The 16,589-nt window shown below is 69.5% G+C and carries 18 protein-coding genes and 3 pseudogenes; 11 read left to right on the forward strand and 10 right to left on the reverse strand.

Annotation, left to right across the window (positions count from 1 at the left end):
- Positions 1–10: 10 nt before the first annotated feature.
- Positions 11–799, forward strand: coding sequence for a DUF4352 domain-containing protein (locus GA0070624_RS26725; RefSeq protein WP_091345667.1), 789 nt, complete (start codon positions 11–13; stop codon positions 797–799).
- Between the two features lie 367 nt (positions 800–1,166).
- On the opposite strand, the gene GA0070624_RS26730 is transcribed toward GA0070624_RS26725, so the two are convergent.
- Positions 1,167–1,781 (reverse strand): MarR family winged helix-turn-helix transcriptional regulator, encoded by a 615-nt coding sequence (locus GA0070624_RS26730; protein WP_091345668.1) that lies wholly within the window; start codon positions 1,779–1,781, stop codon positions 1,167–1,169.
- Between the two features lie 40 nt (positions 1,782–1,821).
- Here GA0070624_RS26730 and GA0070624_RS26735 point away from each other — a divergent pair, with 40 nt between their 5' ends.
- Together GA0070624_RS26735 and GA0070624_RS26740 are read left to right on the forward strand one after the other, a co-directional pair.
- Entirely contained in the window at positions 1,822–2,442 is a 621-nt protein-coding gene (locus GA0070624_RS26735; RefSeq protein WP_091345669.1) for a hypothetical protein, read from the forward strand.
- A 73-nt stretch (positions 2,443–2,515) separates the two neighbouring features.
- Positions 2,516–2,749 carry a hypothetical protein gene (locus GA0070624_RS26740; RefSeq protein ID WP_091345670.1) on the forward strand — a complete coding sequence of 78 codons (234 nt, stop codon included), beginning with the start codon at positions 2,516–2,518 and terminating at the stop codon, positions 2,747–2,749.
- 394 nt (positions 2,750–3,143) lie between these two features.
- On the opposite strand, the gene GA0070624_RS34345 is transcribed toward GA0070624_RS26740, so the two are convergent.
- Positions 3,144–3,335, reverse strand: a complete 192-nt coding sequence (locus GA0070624_RS34345) for a hypothetical protein (RefSeq protein ID WP_141715177.1) — start codon at positions 3,333–3,335, stop codon at positions 3,144–3,146.
- 124 nt (positions 3,336–3,459) lie between these two features.
- Complete coding sequence (locus tag GA0070624_RS35060) at positions 3,460–3,678, reverse strand: TMEM175 family protein (protein WP_176731895.1); 219 nt, start codon at positions 3,676–3,678, stop codon at positions 3,460–3,462.
- A gap of 218 nt (positions 3,679–3,896) precedes the next feature.
- On the opposite strand from GA0070624_RS35060, the gene GA0070624_RS26755 reads away from it, so the two are divergent.
- Positions 3,897–4,145, forward strand: a complete 249-nt coding sequence (locus GA0070624_RS26755; protein WP_091345672.1) for a hypothetical protein — start codon at positions 3,897–3,899, stop codon at positions 4,143–4,145.
- Between the two features lie 155 nt (positions 4,146–4,300).
- Positions 4,301–5,209: a hypothetical protein gene (locus tag GA0070624_RS34350; RefSeq protein WP_141715178.1), complete on the forward strand. Its 909-nt coding sequence runs from the start codon at positions 4,301–4,303 to the stop codon at positions 5,207–5,209.
- 365 nt (positions 5,210–5,574) lie between these two features.
- Here the strand turns inward: GA0070624_RS34350 and GA0070624_RS35440 are convergent, their stop codons facing one another.
- The gene (locus tag GA0070624_RS35440) at positions 5,575–5,790 is read right to left on the reverse strand and encodes a hypothetical protein (protein ID WP_218105328.1); all 216 of its coding nucleotides are present in this window, start codon (positions 5,788–5,790) and stop codon (positions 5,575–5,577) included.
- 330 nt (positions 5,791–6,120) lie between these two features.
- Between GA0070624_RS35440 and GA0070624_RS36095 the strand changes: the two genes are divergently transcribed.
- A complete protein-coding gene (locus GA0070624_RS36095) occupies positions 6,121–6,519 on the forward strand; it encodes a cytochrome ubiquinol oxidase subunit I (protein ID WP_245719010.1) in 399 nt (132 codons plus the stop codon).
- Positions 6,520–7,729: 1,210 nt separating this feature from the next.
- Here the strand turns inward: GA0070624_RS36095 and GA0070624_RS26785 are convergent.
- Entirely contained in the window at positions 7,730–8,098 is a 369-nt protein-coding gene (locus GA0070624_RS26785) for a hypothetical protein (RefSeq protein WP_091345675.1), read from the reverse strand.
- Between the two features lie 145 nt (positions 8,099–8,243).
- On the opposite strand from GA0070624_RS26785, the gene GA0070624_RS26790 reads away from it, so the two are divergent.
- Complete coding sequence (locus tag GA0070624_RS26790; RefSeq protein ID WP_245719011.1) at positions 8,244–9,419, forward strand: low temperature requirement protein A; 1,176 nt, start codon at positions 8,244–8,246, stop codon at positions 9,417–9,419.
- 74 nt (positions 9,420–9,493) lie between these two features.
- On the opposite strand, the pseudogene GA0070624_RS26795 reads toward GA0070624_RS26790, so the two are convergent.
- Together GA0070624_RS26795 and GA0070624_RS26800 are read right to left on the reverse strand one after the other, a co-directional pair.
- Positions 9,494–9,723, reverse strand: a pseudogene (locus tag GA0070624_RS26795) (CBS domain-containing protein); the annotation flags it as partial.
- A gap of 67 nt (positions 9,724–9,790) precedes the next feature.
- Entirely contained in the window at positions 9,791–10,432 is a 642-nt protein-coding gene (locus tag GA0070624_RS26800) for a TMEM175 family protein (RefSeq protein WP_091345677.1), read from the reverse strand.
- 66 nt (positions 10,433–10,498) lie between these two features.
- On the opposite strand from GA0070624_RS26800, the gene GA0070624_RS36520 reads away from it, so the two are divergent.
- Positions 10,499–10,822: a DJ-1/PfpI family protein gene (locus GA0070624_RS36520; RefSeq protein WP_281181052.1), complete on the forward strand. Its 324-nt coding sequence runs from the start codon at positions 10,499–10,501 to the stop codon at positions 10,820–10,822.
- A 258-nt stretch (positions 10,823–11,080) separates the two neighbouring features.
- On the opposite strand, the pseudogene GA0070624_RS36105 reads toward GA0070624_RS36520, so the two are convergent.
- Together GA0070624_RS36105 and GA0070624_RS36110 are read right to left on the reverse strand one after the other, a co-directional pair.
- Positions 11,081–11,275: pseudogene (locus tag GA0070624_RS36105) on the reverse strand (diacylglycerol kinase family lipid kinase); the annotation flags it as partial.
- A gap of 99 nt (positions 11,276–11,374) precedes the next feature.
- Positions 11,375–11,551: a diacylglycerol/lipid kinase family protein gene (locus GA0070624_RS36110; RefSeq protein WP_245719014.1), complete on the reverse strand. Its 177-nt coding sequence runs from the start codon at positions 11,549–11,551 to the stop codon at positions 11,375–11,377.
- A 42-nt stretch (positions 11,552–11,593) separates the two neighbouring features.
- On the opposite strand from GA0070624_RS36110, the gene GA0070624_RS36115 reads away from it, so the two are divergent.
- The 3 genes and pseudogenes from GA0070624_RS36115 to GA0070624_RS26820 form a co-directional block, all read left to right on the forward strand.
- A complete protein-coding gene (locus tag GA0070624_RS36115; RefSeq protein ID WP_245719015.1) occupies positions 11,594–11,914 on the forward strand; it encodes a hypothetical protein in 321 nt (106 codons plus the stop codon).
- A 148-nt stretch (positions 11,915–12,062) separates the two neighbouring features.
- Entirely contained in the window at positions 12,063–13,073 is a 1,011-nt protein-coding gene (locus GA0070624_RS26815; RefSeq protein ID WP_245719016.1) for a mechanosensitive ion channel family protein, read from the forward strand.
- Between the two features lie 85 nt (positions 13,074–13,158).
- Positions 13,159–14,403: pseudogene (locus GA0070624_RS26820) on the forward strand (AAA family ATPase); the annotation flags it as partial.
- 298 nt (positions 14,404–14,701) lie between these two features.
- Here the strand turns inward: GA0070624_RS26820 and GA0070624_RS26825 are convergent.
- A complete protein-coding gene (locus GA0070624_RS26825) occupies positions 14,702–15,799 on the reverse strand; it encodes an IS110 family RNA-guided transposase (RefSeq protein ID WP_245719017.1) in 1,098 nt (365 codons plus the stop codon).
- Positions 15,800–16,589: the final 790 nt, after the last annotated feature.

Below are 16,589 nucleotides of genomic sequence, written 5' to 3' on the forward strand. Positions count from 1 at the left end.
GGATAGAAACATGACCATGCCTGGCGATCCGAGCCAGAACCAGCCGAACCCCGATGCGCCTGCCGGTGGGCCGGCACCGTACGGACCCCCGCCCAGTGAGCCGGCACCGTACGGACCTCCGCCGACCGCGCAGTTCCCGGCGGTGGCGCCGCCGCGCAAGCGCCCGGCGTGGCTCGTGCCGACGGCCATCGGCGTCGGGGCATTGGTGCTGCTGTGCTGCGGCATCGGCGCCGTGGGTGCCGTCTTCAGCGACCCGAAGCCGGCGAGCGTGTCGGCGAGTGAGCCTCCGGCGGTGGCTGCGCCTACGACGGCCCCCGCCGCGCCGGCCCCCGCCACGACCGCCCCGGCCACGACCGCTCCCGCTACCACCGCGCCGGCGCCGGCGAAGCCGAAGACCTTCGGCATCGGGGACAAGGTGCGCGGCGGCGACTTCGAGTACACCGTCAACAGCGTCAAGTGCGGCATCTCCCAGGTCGGCACCAGCTTCCTCAACACCAAGGCGCAGGGCACCTTCTGCCGGGTCAACGTCACCGCGAAGAACGTGACCAAGAGCGCGCACACCTTCCACGCCGACAGCATTCTCACGGCCCAGGACGCCAGCGGCCGGGAGTACAGCCCCGACGGGGAGGCCGGAATGTACGGCAACGAGGATGCCAAGGGCTTCCTCGACGAGATCAACCCGGGCAACTCGGTGCGCGCGAACGTCTACTTCGACGTGCCGAAGGGGACGAAGCTGAAGACGATCACGTTCGACGCCGGCCTGCTCACCCTCGCCGAGGACGCCGTCGTCACCCTGTGACCGGCCCCCAGCGGCGAAATGCGTGACTGGCGAAAACAGCGACAGCCCCGGAGAACCTAGAACCTCCGGGGCTGTCGCTGCCAGGCCGGACTCACCACCTCCAGCCCCGTCCGCCCACACCGCGAGCGTCACTCATGCACGTCCCTTCCCCGCCATCGTCGGGCAACGGGATCGGCTTCCGGGCAGAGAACACGCACAACGAATGCGTGGGATCAGGTGGGCGCCGGTCCTCCTGACCCAGATCCCTCAGGCTCCCCCGGGTAACTCAGATGGCTATCACCGGCCCAACCGATGCCGGGCGGTTGCTTCCACTCGCTTAGGCTCCCTGTATGACATCGGCCGGACCAGGTCGAGGCGGGGCGACGGGTCAGCCATGGTCGCCGGGCGATGCGTCGCGATGGATGATCCAACGGATGAACTGCTGGACCTCCTGCTGTTGTGCCTCGTTCAGCGGGGTGCCGGCATAGGACACACTGCCGCCGTCGGCGACCTGGCCGGTTTCGCCGGGCAGCGGCTCGTCCGGCCGTTTGGCCGCGCCGACCACCAAGCGGAGCGCGTGGTCGAGCCGCCGGAGCCCGAGGCGTGCTGTGGACGTGTGCGGAGCAAGCGCGTCGAGCAGCCTCGGCATGGTTGCGGCGAGCCGAGCGCCGCCGGCGTTGGTGACCCGCTGGCCCTCGTTGGTGAGTCCAAGCAGTCGTGAACGGGCATCCCGCGGATTCGGCATCTGAGTGACATGCTCTCGTGCGATGAGCCGGCGAGCCATTCCGGACACGGTCGTCGGAGCCATCCCGGTCCAGCGGGCGATCTGCGTCGGCGTGCTCGGTCCGAGTTCATGAAGCAGCGAGTACAGGCCGAACTCGTCCGCGGTGACGCCCAGGTCCCGCAGTGCCTCATCGAGCAGATTCGTGGTCAAGTGCGTCACTAGCCAGATGTCGAACAACAACCCGGTAGACCGACGAAGCTTGCTGCTGTTACGTTGCATATCTTATACGATACAGCGGTAAACCACAGGTGGTGATCCCGTGCTCCGCTCACTCATCTCCTCCGTCCGTCCCCGCCACCTCGCTGTGACGGCAGCCATCTACCTGCCGCTGGCGGCGCTCATGTTCGGCAGCTGGCCCGCCTCCCTCATGGCGGTGAGCCGCGCCTGCGCCGGTCTGCCCCCGTTCGACGTCCGCGCCTGGTGGACCATGCAGGATGCCCGGACCATGCTGACCGCCTGCGGCCCTGCCGGACGCATTGCCTACATCCACCAGCAACTGCTCGACCTGGCCTATCCGGCCGCACTCGCCGCGCTCCTCCTGGTGGCCACGGCGCTGCTGGTCCGCCGCTACGGCGACCGATGGTGGCCGTTCCTGCTGCCGACAGTCGCCATGACCGTCCTCGACTATGTCGAGAACATCGGCGTGTGGACCTTGCTGCTGGACTGGCCCGATACACATCCCGCAATCATCACGGTGGCCGGCACAGCGACAGCCGTCAAACGAGTCCTCGGCTTCATCGCGTTCACCACGCCACTGCTACTGGCCCCACTCGTGCTCGCCTCGGCGATCTACGAACGCCGTGGACGGCCGGCAGCCGTCGCCCCGGCGACAGACACCGACACATCCGAACCCCCGCCCCCCGCCCCCGCCGCGTCATGAACAACGAGGCAGCGTGGGCCAGCAGACCCCCGCTATCCCCATCCTGGAACGTGTGTTCGACTAACCTGCGGGCGTGGAGTGGCGAACACGCTGGCACATCACGATCCGCTGGGACCGGGCCGACAACTCGCCCGCCGGCGTGACCGTCGTCGAGCGCGTCGCCGACACCCCCGCCGAGCTGCGCCGCCTCGTGCAGCGGGCCCGCGCCGACCCGCACGTCGTCGCCTTCCCCTATCGCCAGGTCCGCGAACTGGTCGGCGACGAGCCGCAGGAGTGCCACAACGGGCACGGCTACGCAGGCGGCTAGCGGATCTTCTTGCCGTCCTCGGATGGCCTCTTCTCGACTGTCGCCACTGTTCCTCCACGTGAACAGGCGGCCGTGGGTGTCGTCCGGGCGCCGCCCGGAACGGGGCCACGCCCGCTCAGGTCGCGCTGGCCTGGCTGCTGCGGCAGGAGATGGTTGCGGCCATCCCCCGATCGTCCGAGCCCAACGCACCCGGGAGAACGCGGAAGCGCGCGACCTGCATCTGACTGAGGAGGAGTAGCGGCACTCGACACGACGTTCCCGCCGCCGGCCGGCCCGCAACCGCTGGAGATGTTGTAGCGCCACCGACCGTTTCGGCGGACGGCGCCGGTCGAGGTCGGCGCCATCCGCTCGGCGATCCGGCGGTGGAGGGCGGTGGGCGGGCTGACGGTGGCGGTCAGTGGCGTCGGGTCGGCCAGCCTGCGGGCCACCTCCGGGAGCCAGGCGAAATCGGCGTCGAACCGGGAACGACCCCGGCGAGGGCCCGGAACCGCTCGACGGGGAAGAACCCGTCCTTGACCTGTTCCTTCAGCAGGTTGGGGTGCCGGGCCAGGTAGTGGTAGAACGCCAGCCAAGTCGCGCACAGCAACGCCGATGAGCGCGTAGAAGGCGATGGCTACACGCTGGTCCCGCGTTGTCGTGCTCCTGCAGCGCGTGCGACACGACGATGGTCGGAAACGGCAGCAGCGCCGTGGTGAACAGCAGGAACAGGTTCATCTAGTGCAGGCCGCGATCGATTTGCTGCGGTTGAACGCCGCCTTGTGGTTGAGCCAGACGACGGCCACGTACGAGTAGGACACGAAAGAAGCGACGTACGCCGGCCACTGGCCGAGCAGTCCGGACAGGACGCGGCCGGGCCGGACGTTCGGCACCCGGAGATCCAGGACCAGCAGCGTGATGACGATGGCCACGATGGCGTCGCTGAACGCCACGGCACGGCTGGTGTCCGACCGGGTGCCGAGGTCCGTGCCTGGCTGCTCACCAAGCGTGCCTACCCAGGGGCGTCCGCGGTAAGCAGCCGTGCACCGCCGCCCCAAATCCGAATCAATAGTGCAGATCATGAACTAGGGGCCTAACGGGTTGCCACAATTCTGGGTGCCAGGAGTTCTTGGCATCTCCCCGGTCGCGCACACACGGCCATGCAAGGACCTTGTGGCGCAGCTCCGCCTTCCCCGACGGCCGTGGTCCGCCGGTCATCCGGGACAGCCTGTCGCTCAATTTCAACAACGTGACGACCACCAAGCAGGCCGTCACCAGCGCGACCGGCATGATCGTCATGGCCAGCAAGACGACACCGATCGCTACTGGCACGCCGACCTGTCGTTGGGGTCGTCGTGAGCGCGGGCACGGGTGGGAGCAGGTGCTCACCTGCTTGCCCCTCGCTTTCAGGCGCAGCTGACCCGCCGTCTCCTCGGCGCACCTCTGAGCCGTTTGATGCGTCGGCACACGGGTAGACCGCGACCCGGTCCGAGGGGGTGGGCCGAGGGTCGGAGCCACATACCGATGGTGGGCTCCATTCGGTCCGCATGCTAGGCGAGGCCCGAGGAGTGCGGGATGGCCGAACCGGAGAGCCGGGACACGGGCGCACGGGAGTCGCCCGCGCAACCGCGCGAGCAGGTCGATCGGCAGCGCGACGCCGAGGAGGACGCGGAAGTCGCCGGTCGGGGCCAGAACCTCTGTCCCGCCGGCGGGCCAACGGGTGCCGAGCCCGGCGAACGCCCCGCCGCCCCGCAGCGTGGTGAACACGACCTTCCCCAGCCGGCTGGCGGGCACAGCAGCAAGACGATGTCAGATCCGGACGTCGTCCTCCAGATCCCGCAGGTCAAGGTCGAACAGATCTACGTCGAGGTCGACAACCTGGACGCCTCCGTCTCACTGCGAGCCCGGCTGGGTAGCCTGCTCCAGCTCGACGTGGGCGTTCAGGCGCATCTCGGCACGGTGAAAATCGACATCAAGGGCGTCGAGACCGAGGCGATGCTCGAGGTTCGGCTCGAGGAGCTCCGCGGCATTCTCGACAGCGCCCTGCGCACCATCGAGCGCAACCCTCAGATCATCGAGTCGGTGGTGAAGACGGTGGACACCGCCGTGAACCAGGTCGGGCAGACAGCTCAGCAGGTGCTCGGACCGCAGGGGCCGCTGGCGCGGACGCTCGACCACGTCGGGCAGACAGCGCAGGAGGCGCTGGGGCCCAACGGGCCGCTGTCGCAGACGCTGCAGCAGGCCACCCAGCAGGTCGGTCAACAGCTCGGACAGACCACCCAGCAACTCGGACAGACCACCCAGCAACTGGCTCAGAACAGCGGGGCGGCGGCTGGCGGCGGTGGGGGTCTGGGCGGCGTGCTGGGCGGATCTCCGGCCCGAGCGGCGTGGCAACGGATGAAGAAGATCGTCAACAGCAGCCAGCCCCTGAGGCAGGTCACGGCGCGGCTGGTAGGACCGCAGGGGCAACAGCCGCAGAGCTGATTGCGGCAGGCGTGCCGCAGCGGCTCCAGCAGCCACTTGTAGCGGCTGCGGGCTACCCGACGGACCAGCACGCCGGAGATCAGGTCCACGACCACCGCCGTCGCCAGCGCGGCTACTACAACGCGGTATGCATCAGAAGCCGTTCACCGTGATCCCGATGCCGCCTTTCCCCAGCTCCCTGCCCGGTCCACGTGCTCAGGGTGGCATCCGGTCCGGTGGTAGGCGGCGGACATCGGCAACGATCGCTGACCGGCTGGGCGGGAGCGAACAGGCCCGATTCCCTCGGCAGCAGCTCCCCGGCTGCGATCAACGACGCACCGAGACTTCCTCACGGTGAACCCGCAGTTGAAACGCCCCAGCCGGAATCAAGCGGACTTGTGCAAGTTGGCCTCGTCGGACCACAGCTTCACGATCGCCGGGCGTCGGCAGATCGTCTTGACCTTTCCCGTGGTGGAGGCCAAAGCCGTCTTCGACGGGTTGTTGTAGGCGAACCGCCGGGTGTCTCCCTTGCGGCGGTGACGCTGGATGCGCCAGCCGAGGAAGTCGAAATCGTCGATGTGCGTGATCAGGGTCTTGGTCACCGACAGGTGTAATCCCATCGGGGCCAACAGCGCCGCCGTTTGCTCCCGCAGGGCCCCTGCGTGGGCGCGCTCGCCGCGGACCAGGATCAGAAAGTCGTCCGCGTAGCGGACGAACCTCCAGGTGGGCCAAGGCCATCAGCGACTGCTGCTGCGCGGGCAGCCGACGCCAGCGGCCACCCAGCGTGCGCGCCCGTCATGGATCAGCTCGGTCAGGCGGGTCAGGCTGGCGTGGACAGCACCCGTTCCCAACACGCTGACTGATCCTCACCCCATCGGTACGTTTCCGGCCGCCGTCAACGGGTAGCACGCGCCATGCCTGGCCTGTCACTGGTGACCGTCGGCGTCAGCCTCGTGCTCGCCGATCCGGCGCAGCTGCTGCCGGCGCGCGAGCAGATGGCCTTCACCCTCGGCTTCCACATCATCCTGGTGCCGTTCGGGGTGGCCTTCACATTCCTGATGCTGATCGCGAACGCCCGCGGCATTCGCCGGAACGACGAGACCGCGCTGCTGCTGGCCCGCCGCTGGTCACAGGTGGCGGCGGTGCTGTTCGCCGTCGGCGCGGTGTCCGGCACGATGCTGTCGCTGCCCGGCACCGCACGACCGCGGCCATGCGCGCTCAAGCCGAGCTGCAGGGCCGCCACCTCGGCGGCCGGCCACCCTACGGCTACCAGCTCGTGGACGCTGGCCCGCACCCCAACCGTGCCCACGCAGCATGCGGACGACGACTGAACCGCTTGGAACCCGACCCCGCCACCGCGCCCCACGTACGGTGGATCTTCGAGCAGCGGCGGGCTCGTCTGCTGCGGCGTCTGCGGCCGGATCATGGACTCCCACTGGGTGCACGCCCGTCCCGGTTACCGCTGCCGGCACGGCTACACCAGCACTCGCAGCGAACTCTCTCCGCGGCCGAAGATCCTCTACATCCGTGAGGACCACCTGCTGGACCGCATCCGCCACGGCGGCGGGCATCACCGCCACTACCCCGCGCTGCGCAGCCCCGACCCGGACAAGGCCGCCGCCTACCTGCGGACCAACAACATGATCCGCACTACGAGCGGGCTCCCCGCGCCCGGTGGTGCGGAAGTTTTGTCTGCCGCACGTATGCCGCGGAGTCAGGTCAGGTGGGCCCGCGACGTCAGCTGCCGACTTCCCTCAGACAGTTCCCGGGTACCCCAGATGGCTGTCACCGGCCCAACCGATACCCCCGGGCGGTTGCTTCCACTCGCTGGCGCGCCTCTTGGAGATCGACAGGTTAGGCCATCGCTTGCGTGCCGCTTGCCGGCTGGCGCCTACCGCTGCGCCAAGTTCCGGATACCCCGCACCGTGCTGCACCGCTTCATCTGCACTCGCGGACACGAGGTCAGCGAGAATGGTACGCATCTGCTCACCCGCCGCCATGCGCGCGAGGTGAGTCCGCATCCTCTCCGCGGAGTTCGGCTCGTGGTCTGCTCTGCGCCGGCCATCCAGATCGGAGTCCTTTAGCCGCAGCGCCCAGTCTGCGGCAACCGCACTTAGCTCCCGCCGTAGTTCCTGCCGCTCGTCCGGCGTTAGGTCCCGCATGACCCGACCCCCTTGCTAGTGACCTCGCACTCAAGAGTCCGCCTGACAACAAAGGTTGTCAAGCGTCCGCGATCGTTCGCCCTTGCTGGCCGGTTTGGCTGCTCGGGTGGCTGCCCTTCGGAAAAGCGCAGGACTGTCCTCTTGCGCGTCCACCTCTCGGTCAGGCCCATTGAGGCGGCTCGTGGACCGAGGGCCGAAGGGAGACCGTGTCGAACGAGTTGTGGTCGACCCCGGCGGCGTAGAAGTCGGGCCGGGTCCGCGACGGGCCGGCAATGAAGGTAGGGCGTTTAGCGTCTCGGAAACCTCCTCGACAAGCGACACTGCACAGCCTGGCAAAAGTGCCCGCCCTATTGGTCGGTACGGCCGGCACACCAGATCCTCAACGTCCTCCGTGCAGGGCAGGTTGCACTCCCCGACCTCGCGGCATCTTCGGCCCCTGCCTCAGCAGACCGGCCTGAAGCACGAGCCGGACGACCTCCTGCTGCGAAGCGGAGAGATCGGCGAAGCTGACGCCGTCGGGCGGCAGCCCCTCGGGGAAGGCCAGGCCGAGCAGCAGCCGCAACGCGAGAAGGTCGCATCGACCCGGGCTCGGAACGCGCATCCGTTCGAGCAGGTATTCCGCCAACCACGGGACGGAGTCGACGGTGACACCGCCGAGGCCCGAGGCCGCCACGTCGGCTATCGAACCGCCGTAGAAAGGCCACTCCAGGACCGGCGGCTCGACCAGGCAGTCGGCCAACTCCGCCAAGAGCGCCAGGCCCCGTCACGTGAAACTTTGGTGAGCGTCAGCACGGGACGGGCCGTGTTCGGGATGATCAGCGCAGGGAACCTTCGTCGCGCGAGCCGTCCGAGGTGCTGCCATGTCCGGCACAGTGAGTCATCCACGATATCCCGTGCGCGCCTGGTACCGGCCGATGGTCGCCCGCCCCACCGACGAGCCGTACCGGAGGGTGACTCCGCTGGAACTGCTCTTCGATCTGTGCTTCGTGGCCGCGGTGCGGCAGGCCGCCGATCGACTGCACCACAACCTGGGCGAGGCCGACATCGGTCACGGGATTGGCCTCTACCCGGCGGTGTTCTTCGCGATCTGGTGGGCATGGATGAACTTCACCACGTTCGCCTCCGCGTACGACCCCGAGGACGACGTCTACCGCCTCACCACCCTGGTCCAGATCGCCGGGGCGCTGGTGATCGCCGGTGGCGTACCCCGCGCGTTCGACCGCGGCGACTTCTCCGTCATCACCTACGGGTACGTGATCATGCGGCTGGCGATGGTCGCGCAATGGTTGCGCGTCGCCCGCAGCGACCCGGAGCGGCGGGCCACCGCACTGCGCTACGCCGTGGGCGTCATCGTGCTGCAGGCGGCCTGGATCGCCCGGCTGGCACTGCCCGGAGGGTGGCACTGGCTGTTGCCCGGCTTCCTGGCGATCGTCCTCGGCGAGCTGCTCTTACCCTTCTGGGCGAGACGCCCCGCTCCGATCATCTGGCACCCACGCCACATAACCGAGCGGTACGGCCTCTTCACCATCATCGTCCTCGGCGAGTCGGTACTCGCGGCCAGCCTCGCCGTCCAGACCGCCTTTGACCGGGGGACCAAGGCAAGCCCTCTTCTGTCGATCGCCGGTGCCGGCATCGTGATCGTCTTCGCGATGTGGTGGCTGTACTTCGATCGCCCAGTTCAGCACCTGGCGGCCTCGCCGCGCGTGGCGCTGCTGTGGGGATACGGTCAGTACCTGATCTTCGCATCGGCGGCTGCGCTCGGCGCGGGCCTCGCCGTCGACGTCGACTACCAAACCGGCACCGCCCACCTCGGGCGCGTCGCCGCAGGGTACGCGGTAGCCGCGCCGGTCGCCGTCTACCTGCTCGCAGTCTGGACGCTGCACATCCGCCCGTATGAGCAGCTGAAGATGACCGTGCCGTACTGGGCCACGGCGGCGCTGGTGCTGCTCACACCGCTCACGCCGGCGCCGTCCCGCCTGACCGCTCTGCTCCTCGCCACCCTCGTCGCCACCACCGTGGTCGCTACCCGGCGCAGGCAGGGCGCCGCCCGGACCGCGACGGATCACTAGCCTCGTGCTGCCGCCAACGCTCGACGTCAGCAGCGCTCTCCGGCTATTGCTTTAGCGACAGCGACTGTTCGGTGCACGTCCTTGCTGGTGATCTGGTTGAGTCTGGTCGAGTTGGGATCCATGTTCTCGGCAACACCCCGGACCGTGATGTCCCCGCCCGTGACGATACCGACCGCATTGTCGTCGTCGGTCACCACCACACGCCGATCGCGCTGTCGCACATCTCCTGCGCCGCGGCGGTGAGCGTGTCGTCGCCGTCCATCGTCACCAACCGGGTCGTGATGAACTCTCCGACCGTTGTCATGGTGCTCCCCTCTCGGTGTCGGCACCGCGGTCTACCTGCCACCCCGGGCGGGGTAACGTGGCCGGACTCAGCGGTGGCACAGCCTGCGCCGCAGGTCGTAGAAGCCGTTGCTGGACAGGCCGTAGAAGAGCGGAAGCAGGAGCAGGACGACCAGCGCCGCCGGCACGCTGACCAGCCAGCCGACCACGCCGGCCGCGGCGTACGCCATGATCCCGAGCAGCGCCCGGAGCCGCTCGACGGCGAAGAACCGGGGCGTGACGTGCCGTTGCAGCAGCTCCCCGTGCCGGCTGAGGTAGTGGTAGAGCCAGGCCGCCGAGAGGACCACCCCGACCAGCCCGTACAACGCCACCGCGACGCCCTCGTCGAACCGGTCGCCCGCCTCCACCGCCTGGGAGACCACCGCGGTGACGAACGGCAGCAGGGCCACGCTGAACAACACGCCCAGGTTCGCCCAGTGCAGCCCGCGGTCGGTGCAGCGGATCCGGTGAAAGGTGTCCTTGTGGTTCAGCCAGTTCACCGCGACGTAGAGGTACGACGTGGCGTAGGCCAGGTAGACCGGCCAGCGGGTGAGCAGCCCACCCGGTGGTACCTCCGGGGTGCGCAGGTCAAGCACGAGCAGCGTGATGATGATGGCGAAGACGGCGTCGCTGAACCCGATCGCCCGGCCAGTGTCCGGCGCGGTGAGGCCGGCGCCGACCGCGAGCGCCAGGGCGGCGACCCCGGGTCAGGTAGGCGTACTCTCCGAGCGGGTGCGCAGCCGGGCACCGGCAGCCTGCTGCTGGCCGCGGCGGGGCTGCTCGACGGCCGGCGGGCCAACTCGCACTGGCTGGCCCTGGACCAACTGCCCGCGTACGGTGCGCTGCCCACCGCGGACCGGGTGGTGGTGGACGGCAAGTACGTCACCGCCGCCGGGGTCTCCGCCGGCATCGACATGGCGCTCACCCTGGCGGGGCGGATCGTCGGGGACGCCACCGCTCAGGCGATCCAACTCGGCATCGAGTACGACCCGCAGCCGCCCTACCGGGCCGGCTCGCCCGGCACCGCACCGGCGCCGATCGTCGCGGCCCTGCGCGCGAACCCCGACGCCGTGCTGCGCTAACAACCCGATGCCCCACCGGCGTGGGCGAGAGGGAGGGACAGCTCCGTCTCGCCCACGCTCCTGTCCTGCTCCCCTGCGAGCGGCGGTCAGGGGCGCGGGTCCGGGCAGCCGAGGGTCAGGGCGCCGGGCACCACCCGCACCTTGAGCTTGGTGACCTCCTTGCGGGCGGCGCCGTCCAGCTCGTACGTCCTGGGGCGTGGCGAAGCGGACCTTGACCTTTCGTCCGCGCGTGATCCGCGCGAACGGCGACACCTCCGACCGGCCGGCCGCCATCCGGCCGAGCGTACGCGCCCAGTCCAGCGCACCGTTGGCGGTGGCCACGCCGACCTCCAGGCAGCCGTCGTCTGGGCAGGCGTCGTCGAAGGCGGGGATGCCGCCGGTGATGGTGCCGACGTTGCCGAAGAGCAGGCAGCTCGCCTCGCCGTCGAACCACGTCGCGCCGTCGACGGTCACCCGGGCGTGGACCCAGCTCGCCGCGGACGTGCCGCAGCCCGGTCCGCATGTAGGCGAGCCGGCCGAGCTTGCCCTTGAGCGTCAGGTCGGCCTCCCGGGTCAGGTCGCCGTCGAAGCGGCGCCGGCCATCACGGCGAAGTGTTCACCGTTGAGCTTGCCGAAGTCGAGGGTGCGGCGCAGCCCGTGCAGGCCGATCCGGACCGCCTCGGGCAGGTCCTCGGGGATGCCGAGGTTCGCGGCGAAGAGGTTGGCGGTGCCGGCCGGCAGGATCGCCATCGGGTGCCCGTGCCGCCGAGGGCGTCGGCGCAGCGTTGCACCATGCCGTCGCCGCCCCAGACGAAGATCAGCTCGGCCCCCTTCTTCAGCGCCTTGCGGACCTTCTTCGGGGCTTTGCGGCTCTTCGGCAGCTCGTACCAGATGGGGTCCTCGACGCCCGCGCCGGCCAGCTCCGCCCACAGCTCGTCGAGGCCGCCGCCGAGGGTCTTCCGGCGGTGGGCGACGACGGCGACCGTGCCCACCCGGGCGGCGGCCACCCGCTCGGCGCCCACCGCAGTGCTCGTGCTCATGGCCGCCGGTGTCACCCAGCCGATCAGATCCGTACGCGTCGGCTGCCTCTCACCGCGGTGCCGGCGGCTATGAGTGCCACCCGGAAGGGGTGTTCTTGGCAGGAAATACTCCGTGTCCTCCCGGTGTGCATAGGGTCAGGCGGTAACCGGTCCTCTGTACGTCATGACGTGGGCGAGGAGCGCAGCGGGATGACGGTCGAGACCACGGCGGTCGCCGCCTGATGCGCGCGGCGTTGATCATGCTGGCCACGCTGGCGGTGGCCGTGCTGCTGGACATCGGCACGCGCAGGCTCGTCCGTCGCGTCGACCACGGTCGCTACCGGTGGGTCCTGGGACCACTGCGGAAGGCCTGCCGCCGTCCGACGGCCGCCGTGCTGCTCTTCACCGGGCTGTACCTCGCACTGCCGCCGAGGCCGACCGGATGGCTCGGCGACGTCCGACACGTCATCGGGCTGTTGCTCATCGGCAGCGTCGCCTGGCTGGTGATCAAGGCGTTGTACGTCGCCGAGGGCGTTACCTTCAGCCGGCTGCCGCCGGAGGTGGTCGCGGACCGCCGGATCCGGCGGGCCCGAACCCAGATCCGCCCCGTCCGACGCTTCACCGCGGTAGTGGTCACGATCGTGGCCATCGGCCTGATCGTGACCACCTTCCCGCCCATCCGGGCGTTCGGGATCTCCGTCCTGGGCTCGGCCGGCGTCGTCGGCGCGCTCATCGGCCTGTCCGCCCGGACCGCGCTGGGCAACGCGTTCGCCGGTATTCAGGTCGCCTTCTCGGACGGTCTGCACGTCGGCGACGTGGTGGTCATCGAGGGCGAGTGGGGCCGGGTCGAAGAGGTCAAGCTGACCAACGTGGTCGTCCGGCTGTGGGACGACCGGATGCTCATCCTGCCGACGATGTACTTCACCGAGCGCCCGTTCCAGAACTGGTCCCGGCACGAGGCGCGGGTGGTCGGCAAGGTCCAGATCCACGTGGACCACACCGCCGACCTCGAGGACCTGCGCACGGAGACCCGACGGCTCGTCGAGTCCTCACCGCTGTGGGACCGGAGCCAGTGGGTACTGCAGATGGTCGACGCCACCGCATCGAGCGTCGTGATCGAGGTGCAGGCCGCAGCCGCCGACGGGCCCAGCGCCTGGGACCTCCGCTGCGACCTCCGCGAGGGCCTGATCCGCTACATCCGCGACAACCACCCGCAGTGGCTCCCCCGCACCCGCAGCGAGTACAAACCCTGACCTCCTCGCAAACCCACAAAAGCCGCCTTGACGGGCGAAAGGTGCGTAGCGTTCAGGTGGGCCTGTGCCGAGGACCCACCCCATCGATAAGGCGATCGACCTGCTCGACCAGGCGGGGGCGCGGGTCCGGCTGCGTTCCCGCACCCCGGCTCCGGACAAGAAGGAGATCGAGAAGCGGCTGTCCCAGTTGCGCCGGGAGAAGGACAGCGCGGTGGCGAACGAGGACTACCAGCGCGCGGGTGCGCTGAAAGCCGAGATCAGTGCGGCCGAGCGGGACCTGGCGGCGGCGCAGGAGGGCACGCCCCCGGTGCCCGAGGTGCACATGAGCGACATCGCCGAGGTGGTCAGCCGCCGTACCGGTGTTCCCGTCACCCAACTCACGGAGGTGGAGAAGCAGAGGCTGAGGCGCATCGAGGAGCAACTGCACGAGCGCGTGGTCGGCCAGCATGAGGCCGTACGGGCCGTGGCAGCCGCCGTCCGCCGATCGCGTTCCGGGCTGAGTGACCCCCAGCGACCCGACGGGTCGTTCCTCTTCCTCGGACCCACCGGCGTCGGCAAGACCGAACTGGCCCGGGCCCTCGCCGCGGCGCTCTTCGGCGACGAGTCCAGCATGATCCGCTTCGACATGAGCGAGTTCCAGGAGCGGCACACGGTCAGCCGGCTGGTCGGGGCGCCCCCGGGCTACGTCGGGTACGAGGAGGCCGGCCAGTTCACCGAGGCGGTCCGGCGCCGGCCGTACTCGGTGCTGCTCTTCGACGAGGTGGAGAAGGCGCACGCGGATGTGTTCAACACGCTGCTGCAGGTGCTCGACGACGGTTGCCTCACCGACTCGCAGGGTCGCACGGTCGACTTCAGCAACACCATCCTGATCATGACGAGCAACATCGGCGCGGACCGCATTCTGGCCGCCCAGACGGCAGGGCGTCCGGTCAGCGACCTGCGCGAGGAACTGATGGGGCTGCTGGGGCAGCGGTTCCGGCCGGAGTTCCTCAACCGGATCGACGAGATCATAATCTTCACCGGCCTGGACCGGGAGCAACTCCTCGAGATCACCGGCCTGCTGTTGGACCGCACCCGCCGCCGGCTGCACGCACAGGACATCAACCTTGAGGTCAGCCCGGACGCCGTGCAGTGGCTGGCCAACCGGGGCTACCAGCCCGAGTACGGCGCGCGGCCACTGCGGCGCAGCATCCAGCGCGAGCTGGAAGACCGGCTGTCCACCCTGCTGCTCGAGGACGGGGCGAATCCGGGCGACACCATCGAGGTCAACGTCGTCGGCGGCGAACTCGACCTCTCGGTCCGGCCCGCCGCCGTGCCGGCCGGCACGTGACGCCCGCCCCTGCCGGGGCTGACGACACGCAGGAGATCTGCGGGGGCGGCGTCCAGAAGACGCACTTCTCGTGCCTCCTAACCGATCACCGTCACGGTGCCGGCCTCACAGCGTGCGGGCCAGCCGGTCGGCAAGGATGCGGGTGAACCGGGACGGGTCGGCCAGCTCCCCACCCTCGGCGAGCAGCGCCATCCCCTACAGCAGCTCCGCGGTCTCCTTCAGCGGCTCCTCGGTGCCGCCCTGCTCGCGGGCCTTGCGCAGCCCGGACACGAGCGGGCGCCGATGCCCCTATGTTCTGTCAAGCGGTTCGTGGGGTCGGATCTATGGGATCGAGCTGGCGGAGCAGGTGGTAGATCTCGCGGGCGATGTACCGCTTGAGACATCGCATGGCTTCGCGGCGGGTGAGGCCTTGGCTGCTGCGTCGGTCGAGGTAGTCCTGGGTGCGTTGGTCACCCCGTGATCGGGTCAGGGCGATGCGGTAGAGGGCGGCGTTGGCGCGGCGGTCGCCGCCGCGGTTGAGTCGGCGCCGGCGGGTCTTGCCCGAGGACGCCTCGATCGGGTTGACGCCGCATAGCGCGGCGAAGGACGCCTGGCTGTGCATCCGGTCGGGGTTGTCCCCTGCGGTGATCAGCAGCGCGGAGGCGCTGTCGGGGCCGATCCCGTGACGGTGCAGCAGCTGTGGCGCGTTCGAGTTCAGCACGGCGGTGATCTGGCGCTGGAGTTCGCGTTCCTCGGCGGTGAGTGTCTGGATGCGCTGGGCCAGGCGGCGCAGGGTGTAGACGGTGGCGGTGGCCACGTCGGTCGGGGCGGTGTCGGGCAGGGCGGCGCAGTGGCGGATCAACGCTGTGTTGGACAGGCCGGTCAAAGTGTCGCGTAGCGTTGTGGCGGCGGTGACGATGACGGCCTTGAGCTGGTTGACCGCCTGGGTGCGGGATTTCACCGCGGAGGCTCTGGCCAGGCGGAACATGCGCAGCATCTCCACCGGCCCGTCGGCGGTCTTTGCGGTGGCGGCGGCCCGGCCGGACAGCACCGCCAGGGCGGCGGCCATCGCGTCGACGGTGTCGGTTTTGCCGTGGCGGCGGCGCGCCGCGCGGTCGGGGCGGTTGACCTCGATCACGGTCAGACGCTGGTCACGCAGGTAGCGGGCCAGGCCCGCGCCGAAGGAGCCGGTTCCCTCGACACCGGCGCGGCGGAGGTCGCCGAAACCACGTGCCCAGGCCAGCAGGTCGCGGTAGCCGGCGGCGGTGGTCGGGAAGCTGGCAGAGGCGACCTGGACGCCGAGCGGGGTGGTCACTGCGGCGACGTGGGCGTCCTTGTGGGTGTCGACGCCGAGGATGACCTCCTCGCCGGTCGGGTCGGGCTGACCGTCCGGGGCGGTGTTTGGCATGCTGGACATGGACCGTTTGTCTCCTGATGGCTTGGGACGGCGGATGGCCATCGCCGGGCCGGCAGGGCGGTCAGAACTGTGATGGTGCCCTTGTTGCAGCAAGGCCCCTATCGGGACACGCTCTACCGGTCCGGTGACAGCAGGCCCTCCCGCGAGCCACAGTCGACAGATCAGCGCGAAGGCATCGACTGAGCCGGTTGCGTTACGGGTCAGACCGTGGCCCGCGGGAGCACGGCTCCTACGATCTCAGAACCGCACCCTCACACTCACAGTTGCGTTGCGGGATCAGGAGACATGCCGAGTCCGTTTCGGGTCCGCAGTCAGATCGCGTGGGCCAGCTCGGCCTGGGTCGAATGTCACTTCGGCTACGGCGTCGCCCGCGCCTACGCCGGCCACACCAACTCCCGCCACCACCACCTACATCAAGGCCGACCTGCCGTCAGTCGCCGCCGCGCTGGTCGCCATGACCGGTCAGCCACACCCGCTCGCCCCCGCCGCCGCGGACTTGGCTGACAGGCCATGATGGCCGCGGGAACCGCCAGCCGCAGAATCGTTCGCCCCCGAGCGGCTGTCGCCAGGGATGTTCGGTCACCGCAGATCGGACTCGTAAGGTTTCGGGAAGGCCAGTGGGCGGCACTGTGGCAGGGACCATGAACCCGATGTCGAGCCGGATCAGCGACCCGCGACGTGCAAGGTTCACGGACGGTGCAGCAGGGCTGTCTAGTCCTTCACCGATGATCAACCTGCCCGGTCGCCCGAGCACCTGAGCGGCTCGGCAACAGCAAGATCCGCGAGTCAC

This window comes from Micromonospora rhizosphaerae, from assembly GCF_900091465.1.
Lineage (GTDB): Bacteria > Actinomycetota > Actinomycetes > Mycobacteriales > Micromonosporaceae > Micromonospora > Micromonospora rhizosphaerae.